Below are 16,318 nucleotides of genomic sequence, written 5' to 3'. Positions count from 1 at the left end.
CTCGACAGCTCCACTCCACAACCGGAGGCCTTCGTCCTCTCACAGATTCAGACCGTGTCGTCGCACAAACTCGACCAACCTGGCTGGGCAGTACAACTAGGCCGTCCCGGGAGCTGCCGGGCCCCGGTGCGGTCCGAGGCTGTCCCAGAAGTCCGCGAGGGCATGGGCCGTCGGCAGGGGCTGGTCGGCGTTGGGGGAGTGCTCGGCTCCGGTGACGATCGTGCGGTGAGCGCCCAGCCGCCGGGCCATGTCGTCGAGGATCGCCACCGGCCAGGTGTCGTCGCGCTCACCCGACAGTACGTGGAACGGCAGCGGCACGGCGGCGAGTTCGCCCACGCGGTCCGGCTCCGTGCACAACTGACGCCCCGTCGCCAGCAGTTGGGCGGGACTGTGGCCCAGCCAGCGGCGGCGCAGCTGGTTCTGGTCGCCGAGGCCGCGGGCAGGTCCGCCCACTTCCTCCGGCGGGCCCATGGCCTGGATGGCCTCCCACACCTCCGTCATCGACAGCACGGCGAGCGCGTCCCGCAGCAACTTCACGCGCTGCTGCTGGGAGACTGAGATCTCCGCCGGGCCGGACGAGACCAGGGTGAACGACAGGAAAGGGGTGTGGTCGAGCAGCACGGCCGCACGGGCGATCTGCCCGCCGAGCGAGTGCCCCACGAGGTGCACCGGCCCGCCCAGCGCCTCGGCCTGCGCGAGCACGTCCCGGGCCAGCTCCCGCTGGGCGTAGGCCGTCTCGTCGTCCGGGGGCCCGGCCGACTCGTGCTGTCCCCGCCCGTCCACGGCGACGACCCGGTAGCCCCGCTCCGCGAGCGGCTCGTGCAACAGCCCGAAGTCCTCCTTGCTCCCCGTGAACCCGGGCAGCATCAGGACGACCCCCCTGCCCTGTACACCGGGCTTCGGCACCGAGTCGACCACGGCGAACTCACCGCGAGCCGTGCGCAGGGGGTAGGCACGGGCGCCCGGGGGCGGGGGGAAGGCGGGGTGGCTGGTCACGGGGCGAGGGTAGCGGGTGGGGGCGGGCTCGTTCTTCGGGTGAGCGCCGGCGGCGACGGGTTCATGTGCGGGTGAGATGCACTGGGCGCGGCTGCATGGGTGGATGAGGCACGCGGGGCGCGGCTGCATGCCCCGGGTGAGACGCCCTGGGCGCGGTTCCATGTGCGGGTGAGATGCCGGTGGCCGGGCTTCCCGGGGGCGGGCGGGCCGTAGTCGGGTTGGTGTCCGAGCTGTGGCGGTGGCCTGGTGGTGGGGGCTCGGTGTCCGGGTGAACGGCGACGGCCCGGCTCCCCGTGTGGGGGCCGGGCCGTCGTGGAGGAGCGTGTCAGCCCTCCGTGGGCTCCGCGGTGGCCGTGGCCTTGCGGGTGCGGCGCGCCCTGGGCTTCGCCTCCGCCGTGTCCTCGGCGGTGGCAGCCGTCGCGGCCGTGGCCTTGCGCGTGCGGCGCGGCTTGGCGGCCTCCGGCTCCTGATCCGCCTGGGCGGGGATCTCCGTCGGCTCCGCGGCCTTGCGGGTGCGGCGGCGCGGCGTGGCCCCCGTGCCCTCGGCGGTGTCGACGGCGGCCTCGGCCGCGGCGGCGGTCTTCCGCGTGCGGCGCGGCTTGGCCTCGGCGGCCTCCGCGTCCGGGGCCGCGGTGGCCGTCTTGCGGGTGCGGCGCGGCTTGGCCTCGGCCACCTCAGCATCCGTTTCCGGGGCGGCAGCGGCGGTCTTCCGCGTCCGCCGCGGCTTGGCCTCCGCGGCCTCCGGCTCCTGAGCCGTCTGGGCCGGGATCTCGACGACGGCCGCCGCGGGCTCGGCGGCCTTGCGGGTGCGGCGACGCGGCGTGGCCTGCGTGCCCTCGGCGGTGTCGACGGCGGCCTCGGCCGCGGCGGCGGTCTTCCGCGTCCGGCGCGGCTTGGTCTCCGCGACCTCCGCGACCTCCGCGGCCTCGGCCGTGGCGGCGGGCTCGGCGGCCTTGCGGGTGCGGCGGCGCGGCTTGGCCTCGGCGGCCTCCGCCGTGTCGACGGCGGCTTCCGCCGCGGCCGTCGCCTTCCGCGTACGCCTAGGCTTGGCCTCGGCCGCCTCGGCCGCCTCGGCCGCCTCGGCGGTGTCCGTGGCGGTCTCCGCGGCCGCCGCCGTCTTACGGGTGCGGCGCGGCTTGGCTTCGGTCGCCTCGGCCGTGTCGGCGGCGTTCTCCGCGGCCGCGGCGGCCTTGCGGGTGCGCCGCGGCTTCGGCTCCGTCGGCTCCGGGGCGGACGCGGTGGTGCCCTCGGCCGTGTCGAGTGCTGACTCGGCCGCGGACGGCGCCGTGGCCTTGCGGGTGCGGCGACGGGGCTTGGCGGCGGGAGCCTCGGGCTGCGCGGCCTCGACGGCGGCCGGAGCCTCGGCGACGGCGGCCGGAGCCTCCGCGACGACCGTCGGCTCCGCGGCCGACGGCGTCACCGCGGCCTCCGTCTCCGCCGCCGCAGTCTCCGCAGCCGTGCTCTGCACCGCCGGGTTCTCCGCACGGCGCGTACGGCGTCGGCGCGGCTTCGTCGCCGCCTCGGCGGCCTCCGCGACCGGACCCTCCGCCGTCGCGACGGCGGACTCCGCCTGCTCGGACACGGGCGACCCGGCCGCCGCGACCGGAGCCGGCTGGGACGGGGCCCCGCCGCGGGTGCGGCGGCGACGACGCGGGGTGCGCGGAGCCGTCACGGCGTCCGCCTCGGCGGCACCGTCGGCCGCCGTGCCGGCCGGGGCGGTGGTGGCGGCGGGCTCGGGAGCCCCCTCCACGGCAGCCCCGCCGCGCGTGCGGCGGCGACGACGCGGCGTACGCGACGACCCCTCGCGGTCGGCCGGCCGGGACTCGTCCCGGTCGCCACGGCCGCCTCGGCCGCCTCGGCCGCGCGGTCCGCGTCCGCCTGGCTCGCCCAGGTCCTCCAGTTCCTCCGCGTCCAGCCCGGCGCGGGTGCGCTCCGAGCGCGGAAGGATGCCCTTCGTGCCCTCGGGGATGCCCAGGTCGGAGAAGAGGTGCGGGGACGTGGAGTACGTCTCCGGCGGGTCGTTGAAGTCGAGCTCCAGCGCCTTGTTGATCAGCTGCCAGCGCGGGATGTCGTCCCAGTCGACCAGGGTGATCGCCGTACCCTTCGCGCCCGCCCGGCCCGTACGGCCGATGCGGTGCAGGTACGTCTTCTCCTCTTCCGGCGACTGGTAGTTGATGACGTGCGTGACGCCCTCGACGTCGATGCCGCGGGCGGCGACGTCGGTGCAGACGAGCACGTCCACCTTGCCGTTGCGGAACGCGCGCAGCGCCTGCTCACGGGCGCCCTGGCCGAGGTCGCCGTGGACCGCGCCGGAGGCGAAACCGCGCTGCTTGAGCTGGTCCGCGAGGTCGGCGGCCGTGCGCTTGGTGCGGCAGAAAACCATGGCCAGCCCGCGGCCCTCGGCCTGGAGGATGCGCGCGACCATCTCGGGCTTGTCCATGTTGTGCGCGCGGTAGATGTACTGCTTGGTGTTCGCGACCGTCGCGCCCGCGTCGTCCGGAGCCGTGGCCCGGATGTGCGTCGGCTGCGACATGTAGCGGCGGGCCAGGCCGATGACCGCGCCCGGCATCGTGGCCGAGAACAGCATCGTCTGGCGGCGCACCGGCAGCATGTTGATGATCTTCTCGACGTCGGGCAGGAAGCCCAGGTCGAGCATCTCGTCGGCCTCGTCGAGGACCAGGCACTTGACGTGCTTCAGGTTCAGCTTCTTCTGGCCGGCGAGGTCGAGCAGCCGGCCCGGGGTGCCGACGACCACGTCGACGCCCTTCTTGAGAGCCTCGACCTGGGGCTCGTAGGCCCGGCCGCCGTAGATGGCGAGGACGCGGACGTTGCGCACCTTGCCCGCGGTCAGCAGGTCGTTGGTGACCTGCGTGCACAGCTCGCGCGTGGGCACGACGACGAGCGCCTGCGGGGCCTCGGTGAGGGCCTCGGGCTCGGCGCGCCCGGCCTCGACGTCGGCGGGGACGGTGACGCGCTCGACGAGCGGGAGGCCGAAGCCCAGCGTCTTGCCGGTGCCGGTCTTGGCCTGGCCGATGACGTCCGTGCCCGACAGGGCCACGGGGAGCGTCATCTCCTGGATGGGGAAGGGAGTGGTGATGCCGACGGCTTCCAGGGCCTCGGCGGTCTCGGGGAGGATTCCGAGCTCTCGGAACGTAGTCAGGGTGCTGCCTCTTCTGTGTGGGCGGCGCGAGGCGAGCGCGGGGTCGTGTCAGACCGTGCCGGGGACGTCGGCTGCCTACGGGCGGGCCGTAGAGCACGGGACCGCGCCGACGCTCTAGCGCTCGTGCCGCTGAGGGTGTCCCCCTCCGGGTCTCGTACGCACTGTGGCGGACGGCCGGGGAGGGCTGTCGGGTCGGAGCCGATCGGGCCACCGACCGGGCATCCTCATACGTGCGGCCTGTCGAGGTACGTCGACGTACCAGCAGGCGCATTACCACCATACCCCGGAATCGCGCACATGCGATGGCCGATTCGGTCACGTAGTCGTCGTCACAGTGATTGACCAGGGCCTTACGCCCCCCGGGAAGCGGGTTATTGTGCGCTTCATGACGAGCTCTGACAAGCCTGAGAACGCCTCGGACACCGCCCCCGCCGAAACCGCCTCAGTCGCCGCCCGGGACTGGGCGACGGCCTCCGCCGACCCGCAGTACCGCGCCGCGGTCGTGGACCTGCTCGGTGCGCTCGCCTACGGGGAACTGGCGGCGTTCGAGCGGCTCGCGGAGGACGCCAAGCTGGCGCCGACGCTGGCGGACAAGGCGGAGCTGGCGAAGATGGCGTCGGCGGAGTTCCACCACTTCGAGAGGCTGCGCGACCGGCTCGCCGAGATCGGGGAGGAGCCGACGCGGGCGATGGAGCCGTTCGTCGCCGCGTACGACGGCTTCCACAAGCAGACGGCCCCGTCGGACTGGCTGGAGGGCCTCGTCAAGGCCTACGTGGGCGACTCCATCGCCAGCGACTTCTACCGGGAGGTCGCCGCCCGGCTGGACTCCGACTCCCGCGACCTGGTGCTGGCCGTGCTGGACGACACCGGGCACGGCGGCTTCGCCGTGGAAAAGGTCCGGGCCGCGATCGACGCCGACCCGCGCGTGGGCGGGCGGCTGGCGCTGTGGGCGCGGCGGCTGATGGGCGAGGCCCTGTCGCAGTCCCAGCGGGTGGTCGCCGACCGCGACGCGCTGTCGACCATGCTGGTGGGCGGGGTCGCGGACGGCTTCGACCTCGCCGAGGTCGGCAAGATGTTCTCCCGGATCACCGAGGCCCACACCAAGCGGATGGCCGCTCTGGGGCTGGCCGCCTAGTCCCTTCGGCCGACCTGCGTCCTCACCGGCGACGCCACCATCGGCGACCCCTCACGCGGTCGCCGACCGGCGGCGCAGTCTTCCCGCGGGGCGCAGCAGCAGCGACAGCGAGGCCACCGAGACGATCACCGCGCCGAGCAGGACGACCAGAACGTGCCCGGCGTCCAGAGCGCTGTGCATGACGAAGGCGCCGAAGAGGGCGCCGGCGACGCCGGTCGACAGCACCAGGGAGCGGGCCGGGAGACGGTGCGGCAGGCGGTGTGCGGCCGCCCATGCCAGAGCCAGGCCGAGGATCGCGGAGCTCAATGCTTCCAGGAGCATGTCGGGGTCCCTCCCACGTGGCCGGCCTGCCCAAATCGGTCGTAGCCCGTCTTACCCCTGACCTGCGAAATCCAATCCACCCCGGTGGGCGACTTGTGCTCCATCCGTGGAGGAACCGGTGCGCCGCAAGGGACGGCCGAGGACGAGGGGCGGCGGAGCCCACGCGGAACGCGGGCGAGGACGCCGAGGGCCACGCGGAAGGGGTGTCCGTGGGAGGACGACGCAAACCGGGTGGCGACGCAAACCGGGTGGCGACACGAACCGGGTGGCGACGCGAGCCGGGTGTGGCACGGCAGATCGGGTGGCGACACGAACCGGGTGTGGCACGGCAAACCGGGTGGCGACGCGAACCGGGTGGGGGCACGGCAGATCGGGTGGCGACTCACAGCGGAGGGCAACGCAACCCGGGTGTGGCACGCGGACCGGGGGTAACGCGAGCGGGGCGGGTCGGCCGACAGCCGTCCCGCCCCGCTCCACGCGTGCGCCTACAGCGCGCCGAAACCCACCTTGCGCGGGGCCGGCTCACCGATCTCGACGTAGGCGAGACGGTCGGCCGGGACGAGGAGCTTGCGGCCGTGCTCGTCCACGAGGCTCAGCAGCTGCGACTTCCCGGCCAGTGCCTCGGCGACCACGCGCTCGACCTCCTCGGCAGTCTGACCGCTCTCCAGAACGATCTCGCGGGGCGCGTGCTGCACGCCGATCTTGACCTCCACGGCTTTGTCCCTCCGACGGTCAGTGATGTGCGCGACCTTCCGCGCCGTACGCAGCACACATTAGCCCGGTGAGGGGACGTACATGCTCCGCCCGAGAACGCCACGAGCGAACATCGGGCGGGAACAAAGTGCCGTCCGTGGTGATGCCGTCAGTGCTGCGGCTGGTCGGTGCCGTGCAGCGGGAAGCCCGCGATGCCGCGCCAGGCCAGCGAGGTGAGCAGCTGCACCGCCTGGTCGCGCGGCACGCTGCGGTCGCTGTGCAGCCAGGACCGGGCCACCACCTGGGCGAGGCCGCCCATGCCCGAGGCGAGCAGCATCGACTCCGCCCGGGACAGGCCGGTGTCCTCGGCGATGACGTCGCAGATCGCCTCCGCGCACTCGTTCGTGACCTTGTCGACGCGCTCGCGCACGGCGGGCTCGTTGGTCAGGTCCGACTCGAAGACCAGACGGAAGGCACCGCCGTCGTCCTCGACGTACGCGAAGTAGGCGTCCATGGTCGCCCGGACGCGCTGCTTGTTGTCGGTGGTCGACGCGAGCGCGTTGCGCACGGACTGGATGAGCGACTCGCAGTGCTGGTCCAGCAGTGCGAGGTACAGGTCGAGCTTGCCCGGGAAGTGCTGGTAGAGCACCGGCTTGCTGACGCCGGCCCGCTCGGCGATGTCGTCCATCGCCGCCGCGTGATAGCCCTGGGCCACGAAGACCTCCTGGGCGGCACCCAGGAGCTGGTTCCGTCGGGCACGGCGCGGCAGGCGTGTGCCCCGCGGGCGAACCGCCTCTGTCTGCTCGATGGCTGTCACGCCGCCTCCCATAGTCGTCCACGTGCGGATCTGGCCGCGCCGCCATCGTACTTTTCGGTAACCGTGGTGTGCGCGGTGAGAGCGCAGAATTTCACGGACCGGACGGATGCGAAAGCGGTTGCGAAGGTTTCAAACCCGGTCAGAGCGGGCAAAAATCTGCCCCCTTCCCGTCCGGGGGAGTGGCTCGGCATCCGTCGGCGGCGAGCGTCACCGGTAGTCGTCCTCGTCGAGCGAGACGATCCGGGCCTGCTCCACGAGGTCCGCCTCGTTGGCCCGGTCCGGGTCGACGCCGGTCAGCGGGTCGTCGCGGTCCGGCGCGAGGTCCGCCTGCTGCTCGACCGCGTCGACCTCGGGCGCCTCGACGTCGAGCTCCTGCACCTCCGGCGCGTCCTCGGCCTCGAACGTCTCCGGGTCGGTGGGGTCTACGGCCATGCTGGGCTCCCTTCCTACGAACGTCCCTGGGAATGCAGGGGCCACACGCGGGTGCCCTCTGTACGAGCCTAGGAGACACCCGATCCGGACGCTATGCGATCCGCGTCCGGGGCGTGACGCAGTGCTGATCCCTCTGACTGCTACCCATCCGTGCCCGGGTGCCGACTTCCGCGGGGCCTCAACCCGACCGTTCCTGTGACGGCGAACACAGGCGAACACATGAGTCACTGCGTGATCGTCTCGTAACATTGCCGCATGTCTTCGACCGAGCTGCCGTTCGTGCCGCCCGCCAATGTGCTGCCGAAGGTGGGGACCGTCCGGGTCGCGGAGGGCGAGCGGCTGAGGTCGGTCGAGCTGCCCGGTGTCACACTCACGGTGCGGTCGCGGCCGTCGGCGCGCGACGGACTGCCTCCCGCGCTGTTCGTCCACGGACTCGGCGGCTCCTCGCAGAACTGGTCGGCGCTGATGGCCCTGCTGGACGCCACCGTCGACTGCGAGGCCCTCGACCTGCCCGGCTTCGGCGACTCCCCGCCCCCGGACGACGGCAACTACTCCGTCACGGCCCACGCGCGCGCGGTCATCCGTCACCTCGACGCCTCCGGACGCGGTCCCGTGCACCTGTTCGGGAACTCGCTCGGTGGCGCCATCACCACCCGTGTCGCCGCGGTTCGGCCCGATTTGGTCCGTACGCTCACGCTTGTGTCGCCCGCCCTGCCGGAAATCCGAGTGCAGCGCACCGCCGTGCCCACGGGGCTGCTGGCGGTGCCGGGCGTCGCCCTGCTCTTCACCCGGCTCACCCGGGGGTGGACGGCGGAACAGCGGGTCCGTGGCGTGATGGCGCTGTGTTACGGGGATCCCGGGCGGGTGTCGGCGGAAGGGTTCCGCAACGCCGTGGAGGAAATGGAGCGGCGGCAGCGGCTGCCGTACTTCTGGGACGCGACGGCTCGCTCCGCGCGCGGGATCGTCAACGCCTACACACTGGGCGGACAGCAGGGACTGTGGCGCCAGGCGGAACGGGTCCTCGCCCCGACCCTGCTCGTCTACGGCGGCCGTGACCAGCTCGTCGGCTTCCGCATGGCCCAGAAGGCGGCCCGTGCCTTCCGTGACTCCCGGCTCGTGACATTGCCCGATGCGGGCCATGTGGCGATGATGGAGTATCCGGAGACCGTGGCCACGGCTTTTCGTGAACTCCTCGACCACGCGGGCGAGTCGGGCACACGGCGGGCGAGGCGGGCCGGCGCTGCGGACGCCCGGGGCGAGGCCGTGGGCGCATCGGGCACAGACGAGAGCATGGGGGGCTGAGGCGCGACGTGGGACGCCACAGCCGCCGCGGACCGGTCGTCAAGGGCGACACCGCGGACACGACCGCAGCACGGGACGGCCGGGCCGGCCCCGCGGAGGGCCCGAGGCCGGGCCAGGGTCAGGCGCCGGACGCCGGCCGGAGAGCCGGGACCGCACCGCCCGGCGCCCCGCAGGGCGGCTGGCCGTCGCAGACCCCGCGCCGGGTACCGGGGCCGCGGCCCGCGCCCGCCCAGGGGACACCATCGCACGGCTTGCCACGCCTGCCCGACGGCTGGCACCCGGACGGCACTCCCGCCCACGGCCTCCCACGCCTGCCCGACGGCACGCCCGTACGCGGCACACCGCGCCTGCCCGACGGCACGCCCGTACGCGGCACACCGCGCCTGCCCGACGGCACGCCGGCCCGGGGCGTGCCGCGGTTCCCGGACGGGACGCCCGCGCAGGGCGTTCCCCGGTTGCCGGACGGCACCCCCGCGCACGGTTTTCCGCACGCGCGTGGTGGGCACCCGGAGCAGCGGGAAGCCGGGGGCGGCTGGGGTGAGTTGAAGGAGGACGGCAGGGGGACCGCCAAGGGCGCTGTGCCCATACCGCGGCAGCGCCGGGCATCCGTGCCCGGGCCGCGGCAGGACTACATCGACGCCTTCGTGGACGAGGAGGACGACGTCTTCGCGCCCCGTACGCCCGCCTCCGCGCACGCCGCGGACGCCTACGCCTCCGTCTCGGACTGGACCGTCGGCACTCCCGCCGACTCCGGGTCCGGCCACGACGACGCGGGGCCCACCGGCACGCCCGCGCTGGGCAGGGGCGGCAAGGGCCGTACCTTCACCGGCATCGCCGCCGCGGCCGTCACCACGGTGCTGGCCGTCATCGTCGCCGGACAGGTCGCCGACGACACCGGCGGCGACGCCGGCGTGCAGTCCCAGTCCGCCACCGACCAGGCCCGCGACGTCCGCGACCCCGCGTCCCGCGCGGACGGCAGGGCGCCCGCCCCCGAGGCCGCGCCGCTGACGTACGACGAGAAGATGGGCAGGATCTACCCGCTGGGCGCCACCCTGAAGGGCTCCGGGAAGTTCGACGCCGTCCCCGGCATCGCCAAGGCGCCGGGCGCCGGGCAGAAGTTCACCTACCGCGTGGACGTGGAGCAGGGGCTCGGACTGGACGGCGCCCTGTTCGCCGAGGCCGTGCAGAAGACCCTCAACGACCGGCGGAGCTGGGCCCACAACGGCGCGCGCACCTTCGAGCGGATCCACTCCGGCGAGCCCGACTTCGTGATCACCCTGGCGAGCCCCGGCACGACCGCCGACTGGTGTGCCAAGTCGGGTCTGGACACCACCGAGGACAACGTCTCCTGCGACTCGGCCGCGACCGAGCGCGTGATGATCAACGCCTACCGGTGGGCCCAGGGCTCGGAGACCTACGGCGACGCCAAGATCCACGCCTACCGGCAGATGCTCATCAACCACGAGGTCGGCCACCGCCTCGGCTACAACCATGTCACCTGCGACAAGGACGGCGACCTGGCCCCGGTCATGCAGCAGCAGACCAAGTTCCTCGACCACGACGGCGTCCACTGCCGCCCCAACGCCTGGCCCTATCCCGGGAGTTGACAGGCGCCCCACAAGATGTGGCGCGGCTCGCGTTGACATGCTCGGAAAGTTCGATCATATTTCTGGGCATGTCGTCCCGTCACGTCTCCGTTCGCGCCGCCATCGAGCTGGCGCTCATCGGCGTGACCCCGCTCTGCGTGGCCGACATTCACTGTTGCTGACGCCCGCCCCCGGCGCGCGTCGCTCCCTCTCCCCGTGACCCGGTCACGGCTCTCCCGACGACTCGGCGCCGGGCAGACGTCTGTCTTCTTCCGTCTCACCCTTCGTCTTTTCGTCTCGCGATACGAGAAATCGTGGTCCGGGACGCCTTCCGAGAGGTCGTCATTCCGATGCGCCAACCGTCCGTCAGAGCGCGCCGCGTGGCCGCGGCATCCGTCAGCCTGGTCCTGGCAGCGGGTGCCGCCGCCTGCGGGCCGGAGGACAACGATGCCAAGGGCGCCGGCGGTGACTCCACGCCTCACAGGGGCGGCACGCTCACCGTGCTGAACGCCAACCCCCAGCAGGACTTCGACCCGGCCCGCCTCTACACCTCCGGTGGCGGCAACGTCCCCTCCCTGGTCTTCCGTACGCTCACCACCCGCAACCGCGAGAACGGCGCCGCCGGTACGAAGGTCGTCCCCGACCTCGCCACCGACACCGGGCGTCCCAACAAGGACGCGACCGTATGGACGTACACCCTGAAGAAGGGCCTGACGTACGAGGACGGCAGCCCGATCACCTCCGCCGACATCAAGTACGGCATCGAGCGCTCCTTCGCCCCCGAGCTGTCGGGCGGCGCCCCGTACCTGCGGGACTGGCTGGTCGGGGCCGCCGACTACCAGGGCCCGTACAAGGACAAGAAGGGCCTCGACGCGATCGAGACGCCGGACGAGCGGACCCTCGTCTTCCATCTGAACAAGCCCGAGGGCGAGTTCCCCTACCTCGCCACACAGACGCAGTTCACGCCCGTCCCGAAGAGCAAGGACACCGGCACCACGTACGAGGAGCACCCGGTCTCCTCCGGGCCGTACAAGGTCGTGCGCAACGACAACGACGGTGAACGGCTGGTCCTGGAGCGCAACCCGCACTGGTCCGCCGCGACCGACGCCGAGCGCAAGGCGTATCCGGACAAGATCGACGTGCGGTCCGGGCTCGACTCGTCCGTGATCAACCAGCGCCTGTCGGCGTCCCAGGGAGCGGACGCCGCCGCGGTCACCACGGACACCAACCTCGGCCCGGCCGAGCTGGCCAAGGTCACCGGTGACAAGGACCTGGCCTCGCGCGTCGGCACCGGGCACTTCGGCTACACCAACTACATCGCGTTCAACCCGAAGACCAAGCCGTTCGACGACGTCAAGGTGCGGCAGGCCATCTCGTACGCCATCGACCGGTCGTCCGTGGTGAACGCCGCGGGCGGTTCCGCCCTGGCCGAGCCCGCCACCACCTTCCTGCCGGACCAGAAGTCCTTCGGGTACACGCCCTACGACCACTTCGCCGCGGGCAAGGCCGGCGACCCGGCCAAGGCCAAAGAGCTGCTGAAGGAGGCCGGGTACGCCAAGGGCCTCACCGTCACGCTGACGCACTCCAACGCCAAGGACTTCGAGACCAGCCCCGAGATCGCGACCGCCGTCCAGGACGCCCTCAAGAAGGCCGGCATCACCGTCAAGCTCCAGGGCCTGGAGGAGAACGACTACTCCGACAAGATCCACGACGTGAAGTCCGAGCCCGGCTTCTTCCTCGCCCACTGGGGTGCCGACTGGCCCTCCGGCGGTCCGTTCCTCGCCCCGATCTTCGACGGCCGGCAGATCGTCGAGGACGGCGCCAACTTCAACACCGGTCAGCTGAACGACCCGTCGGTCAACGACGAGATCGACGCGATCAACAAGCTGACGGATCTCGACCAGGCCGCCAAGAGGTGGGGTGCGCTGGACCGGAAGATCGGGGAGAAGGCGCTGACGGTGCCGCTGTTCCACCCCGTCTACAAGCGACTGGTCGGCAAGGACGTCAAGAACGTCGTGATCAGCGACTGGACCGGCGTACTGGACATCTCGCAGGTCGCGGTGAAGTGACGCCGTGAGTGAGGCACTTCTCGCCGCCGAGGCGGCCGTGACGGAACCTTCCGTCCCGGCCGCCTCGGGGGCCCGTCAGTTCTGGCGGCGGCTGCGCACGCAGCGCGCCGCCCTCGTCGCGGCCGCAGTCGTCGCGCTGCTCGTCCTGGTCGCGCTCGCCGCGCCGCTGCTCACCGCCGTCGAGGGCCAGGACCCGACCACCTACCACCCCTCGCTCGTGGACTCCGCGCGCGGCGGCGTGCCCGTCGGGCCCCTCGGCGGAGCGAGCGCCGACCACTGGTTCGGCGTCGAGCCCCAGACCGGCCGCGACCTGTTCGCGCGGCTGGTGTACGGCGCGCGCGTGTCGCTGGGCGTCGCCCTGGCCGCGACCGTCCTCCAGGTCGCCCTCGGCGTCACCCTGGGGGTCGCGGCCGCGCTCGGGCGGCGATGGGTCGATCAACTGCTCAGCCGGTTCACGGACGTCATCGTCGCCATGCCGCTCATGATCATGTCGCTGGCGCTGCTCGCGATCGTGCCGTCGAGCTTCCCGCGGCCCGTGCTCGTCGCGCTCGTCATCGGCCTGATCGGGTGGGGCAACATCGCCCGGATCGTGCGCGCGCAGACCCTCACCCTCAAGGAACTCGACCACGTCTCCGCGGCCCGGCTCAGCGGCTGGGGCACCTGGAGCATCGCCCGGCGTGAACTCCTGCCCGGCATCGCCGCACCCGTCATCACCTACGCCGCGCTGCTCGTCCCGACGAACATCACCGTCGAGGCCGCGCTGTCCTTCCTCGGCGTGGGCGTGAAACCGCCGACACCCTCCTGGGGACAGATGCTCACCGCCGCCGACGTCTGGTACCAGGCCGCCCCGCAGTACCTGCTGCTGCCCGCGGGCGCCCTGTTCGTCACGGTGCTCGCCCTCACGGTCCTCGGCGACGGCGTTCGCACCGCCCTCGACCCCCGCGCGGCCTCCCGGCTGCGCGTCGGGACGGGGCGCAGGCGGGAGGCCAGGGCGACCGGGGGAGGCACGGCATGAACGGCTTCACCGGATTCGTCCTGCGCCGCACCCTCGGCGCCGCCGTCACCCTGCTCGCCATCTCGGTGATCGTCTACGTCGTCTTCTACGCCACCCCCGGCAACGTCGCCCAGATCACCTGCGGCCCGCGCTGCTCACCGGAACAGGTGCATCAGGTGGCCCGGCAGCTGAACCTCGACGACCCCTTGTTCGTGCGCTACGGGCACTTCCTCCAGGGCCTCGTCGCCGGCCAGGACTACTCGACCGGCACGTCCGTGCAGCACTGCTCCGCGCCCTGCCTCGGCCTGTCCTACCAGAGCGACCAGCAGGTCACGCAGCTGATCTGGGCGAAGCTCCCGGTCAGTCTGTCCCTGGTGGCCGGCGCGATGGTGCTCTGGCTGATCCTCGGGGTCGGCACCGGCGTGCTCTCCGCCTGGCGGCGCGGCCGGCTCTCCGAGCGGGTCCTGACCGGCCTCACCCTCGCCGGCACGGCCACCCCGGTCTTCGTCATCGGCCTGGTGCTGATGATCGTCGTCTGCGGGGAACTGCGGCTGCTGCCCTTCCCGCAGTACGTCGCCCTCACCGACGACCCCGAACAGTGGGCGTGGAACCTGCTGCTGCCCTGGCTGTCGCTCGCCCTCATCGAGGCCGCCGCGTTCGCCCGGCTGACCCGCGCCTCGATGCTGGAGACGCTCGCCGAGGACCACATCCGCACCTTCCGTGCCTACGGGGTGGGCGAGCGGTCGATCGTCGGACGGCACGCACTGCGCGGGGCGTTCGCGCCGGTCATCGCGCTGAACGCCAACAACGTCGGCTCGGCGATCGGCGGCGCGGTGCTCACCGAGACGCTGTTCGGCCTGCCCGGCATCGGACAGGAACTCGTCCATGCCGTCGATGTCGTCGACCTGCCGGTCGTGGTCGGCATGGTCCTGGTCATCGGATTCTTCGTGGTCCTCGCCAACGCCGTCGCGGACGTCCTGTACGCGGTGGCCGACCGACGGGTGGTGCTGGCATGAGCCTGGTCGATGTGACGGGCCTGCGTGTGGAGTTCGGCACGCTGCGTGCCGTCGACGGCCTCTCCTTCAGCCTGGCGGAGGGCGCCGCCCTGGCCCTGGTCGGCGAGTCCGGCTCCGGCAAGTCGACGGTGGCGTCCGCGCTGCTGGGCCTGCACCGCGGCACCGGCGCCCGCGTCGAGGGCACGGTCGAGGTGGCCGGCACCGATGTGCAGCGCGCCTCCGACGAGGAACTGCGGCGACTGCGCGGCGGATCGGCCGCCATGGTGTTCCAGGACCCGCTGTCCTCCCTCGACCCGTACTACGCGATCGGCGACCAGATCGCCGAGGTGTACCGGGTGCACGCGCGCGTGTCCCGGCGTGCGGCACGCGCGCGTGCCGTGCAGGTCCTCGACCGGGTGGGCATCCCGGACGCGGCCCGGCGGTCCCGGTCCCGCCCGCACGAGTTCAGCGGCGGCATGCGCCAGCGCGCCCTGATCGCCATGGCCCTCGCCTGCGAACCCCGGCTGCTGATCGCCGACGAGCCGACGACCGCCCTCGACGTGACCATCCAGGCCCAGGTCCTGGACCTGCTGCACACGCTGCGCGAGGAGACCGGCATGGGCCTGCTGCTCGTCACGCACGACGTGGGCGTCGCCGCCGAGAGCGTCGACGAGGTGCTGGTGATGCGGCACGGCCGGGCGGTCGAACACGGCCCGGTCGCCGATGTGCTCGGCTCCCCGGCCCAGCCGTACACCCGGGAGCTGCTCGCCGCGGTTCCCCGGCTGGACGCGCCCCGCAAGGCCCCGGCGGCCCCCGAGGAGATCGTCCTGGAGGCGACCGGCCTGCGACGGGAGTTCGGGCGCGGGAAACGGGCGTCCACCGCCGTGGACGACGTGTCGCTGACCCTGCGCCGCGGCGAGACCCTCGGGATCGTCGGCGAGAGCGGCAGCGGCAAGACGACCCTCGGGCGCATGCTCGTCGGGCTGCTGGAGCCGACGGCGGGATCGCTCAGCTTCGAGGGCCGCGCCCACACCGGGGTGAACCCGGCCGTGCAGATGGTCTTCCAGGACCCGGTCTCCTCCCTCAACCCCCGCCGCGGCGTGGGCGAGTCCATCGCCGACCCGCTGCGCGCACGGGGCGAGCGGAACGAGGGGCGCATCCGGGAGCGCGTGGGCGAACTGCTGGAACGCGTGGGGCTCGAAGCGGCCCACCACGACCGCTACCCCCATGAGTTCAGCGGCGGGCAGCGCCAGCGGGTCGGCATCGCCCGGGCCCTCGCGGCCGACCCGCGGGTCATCGTCTGCGACGAGCCGGTCTCGGCCCTCGACGTCACCACCCAGGCCCACGTGGTCGACCTGCTGGGGGAGTTGCAGCGCGAACTCGGGCTCGCCCTGGTCTTCGTCGCCCACGACCTGGCCGTCGTCCGCCAGGTCAGCGACCGGGTCGCCGTGATGCGGCGCGGCCGGATCGTGGAGGAAGGGCCCGTCGGGGAGGTGTACGAGTCGCCCCGCGACCCCTACACCAGACAGCTGCTGGCCGCCGTACCGGCGCTCGATCCGCAGGCCGCCGCGCGACGCCGGGCACAGCGCCGGGAGGTGGCCGCGGCCTGACACCGCGCTCGCGCGCCCGGCATCGGGAGGTGACCGCCGGGTGACGATCCGTGTCCGCTTGATCTCCTAGCGCGACAGAACGCGACCCGCACGGGAAAGTTACGACCGTTCACCCCTTTTGGTGGGGGGGGGGGGGCCACAACCGCGGCCCCCCCCCCCAAGAGCCCAAAGTACATGCCGACCCACCGCCCGGCCCCACCAGCCCCCC

14 protein-coding genes are annotated in these 16,318 nt (G+C 72.9%); 8 read left to right on the top strand and 6 right to left on the bottom strand.

Annotated elements, in window-relative coordinates:
- Positions 1 to 96: 96 nt before the first annotated feature.
- On the bottom strand, positions 97 to 996 hold the full coding sequence (locus ACFV20_RS26345; RefSeq protein WP_385660302.1) for an alpha/beta fold hydrolase: 900 nt from the start codon (positions 994 to 996) through the stop codon (positions 97 to 99).
- A 325-nt stretch (positions 997 to 1,321) separates the two neighbouring features.
- On the bottom strand, positions 1,322 to 4,066 hold the full coding sequence (locus tag ACFV20_RS26340) for a DEAD/DEAH box helicase (protein ID WP_385660300.1): 2,745 nt from the start codon (positions 4,064 to 4,066) through the stop codon (positions 1,322 to 1,324).
- 475 nt (positions 4,067 to 4,541) lie between these two features.
- Between ACFV20_RS26340 and ACFV20_RS26335 the strand changes: the two genes are divergently transcribed.
- Positions 4,542 to 5,291: a ferritin-like fold-containing protein gene (locus tag ACFV20_RS26335; protein WP_385660298.1), complete on the top strand. Its 750-nt coding sequence runs from the start codon at positions 4,542 to 4,544 to the stop codon at positions 5,289 to 5,291.
- Positions 5,292 to 5,342: 51 nt separating this feature from the next.
- Here the strand turns inward: ACFV20_RS26335 and ACFV20_RS26330 are convergent, their stop codons facing one another.
- The 4 genes from ACFV20_RS26330 to ACFV20_RS26315 form a co-directional block, all read right to left on the bottom strand.
- On the bottom strand, positions 5,343 to 5,612 hold the full coding sequence (locus ACFV20_RS26330) for a hypothetical protein (RefSeq protein WP_385660296.1): 270 nt from the start codon (positions 5,610 to 5,612) through the stop codon (positions 5,343 to 5,345).
- 485 nt (positions 5,613 to 6,097) lie between these two features.
- A complete protein-coding gene (locus ACFV20_RS26325) occupies positions 6,098 to 6,325 on the bottom strand; it encodes a DUF3107 domain-containing protein (RefSeq protein WP_030854792.1) in 228 nt (75 codons plus the stop codon).
- A gap of 149 nt (positions 6,326 to 6,474) precedes the next feature.
- Positions 6,475 to 7,122 carry a TetR/AcrR family transcriptional regulator gene (locus ACFV20_RS26320; protein ID WP_381441230.1) on the bottom strand — a complete coding sequence of 216 codons (648 nt, stop codon included), beginning with the start codon at positions 7,120 to 7,122 and terminating at the stop codon, positions 6,475 to 6,477.
- Positions 7,123 to 7,329: 207 nt separating this feature from the next.
- Positions 7,330 to 7,554 (bottom strand): hypothetical protein, encoded by a 225-nt coding sequence (locus ACFV20_RS26315; protein ID WP_385660293.1) that lies wholly within the window; start codon positions 7,552 to 7,554, stop codon positions 7,330 to 7,332.
- A 255-nt stretch (positions 7,555 to 7,809) separates the two neighbouring features.
- On the opposite strand from ACFV20_RS26315, the gene ACFV20_RS26310 reads away from it, so the two are divergent.
- From ACFV20_RS26310 to ACFV20_RS26280, 7 genes are all read left to right on the top strand, one after another.
- Positions 7,810 to 8,856: an alpha/beta fold hydrolase gene (locus ACFV20_RS26310; protein ID WP_385660291.1), complete on the top strand. Its 1,047-nt coding sequence runs from the start codon at positions 7,810 to 7,812 to the stop codon at positions 8,854 to 8,856.
- A gap of 8 nt (positions 8,857 to 8,864) precedes the next feature.
- Positions 8,865 to 10,463, top strand: a complete 1,599-nt coding sequence (locus tag ACFV20_RS26305) for a DUF3152 domain-containing protein (RefSeq protein WP_385660289.1) — start codon at positions 8,865 to 8,867, stop codon at positions 10,461 to 10,463.
- 68 nt (positions 10,464 to 10,531) lie between these two features.
- Positions 10,532 to 10,624 carry an Ms4533A family Cys-rich leader peptide gene (locus tag ACFV20_RS26300; protein WP_332836563.1) on the top strand — a complete coding sequence of 31 codons (93 nt, stop codon included), beginning with the start codon at positions 10,532 to 10,534 and terminating at the stop codon, positions 10,622 to 10,624.
- A 168-nt stretch (positions 10,625 to 10,792) separates the two neighbouring features.
- The gene (locus tag ACFV20_RS26295) at positions 10,793 to 12,511 is read left to right on the top strand and encodes an ABC transporter substrate-binding protein (RefSeq protein ID WP_385660286.1); all 1,719 of its coding nucleotides are present in this window, start codon (positions 10,793 to 10,795) and stop codon (positions 12,509 to 12,511) included.
- A gap of 4 nt (positions 12,512 to 12,515) precedes the next feature.
- Entirely contained in the window at positions 12,516 to 13,526 is a 1,011-nt protein-coding gene (locus ACFV20_RS26290) for an ABC transporter permease (protein WP_385660284.1), read from the top strand.
- Positions 13,523 to 14,521, top strand: coding sequence for an ABC transporter permease (locus ACFV20_RS26285; RefSeq protein WP_385660282.1), 999 nt, complete (start codon positions 13,523 to 13,525; stop codon positions 14,519 to 14,521). Before ACFV20_RS26290 ends, ACFV20_RS26285 begins: the two co-directional genes overlap by 4 nt.
- Positions 14,518 to 16,110 carry a dipeptide ABC transporter ATP-binding protein gene (locus tag ACFV20_RS26280; RefSeq protein WP_385660280.1) on the top strand — a complete coding sequence of 531 codons (1,593 nt, stop codon included), beginning with the start codon at positions 14,518 to 14,520 and terminating at the stop codon, positions 16,108 to 16,110. Before ACFV20_RS26285 ends, ACFV20_RS26280 begins: the two co-directional genes overlap by 4 nt.
- The last annotated feature ends 208 nt before the right edge of the window (positions 16,111 to 16,318 follow it).

This window comes from Streptomyces sp. NPDC059696 (assembly GCF_042733745.1).
In the GTDB taxonomy this organism is placed as follows: Bacteria; Actinomycetota; Actinomycetes; order Streptomycetales; family Streptomycetaceae; genus Streptomyces.
Note: the sequence above shows the minus strand (reverse complement) of the source record. Positions and strands in the feature narration are given on the sequence as shown.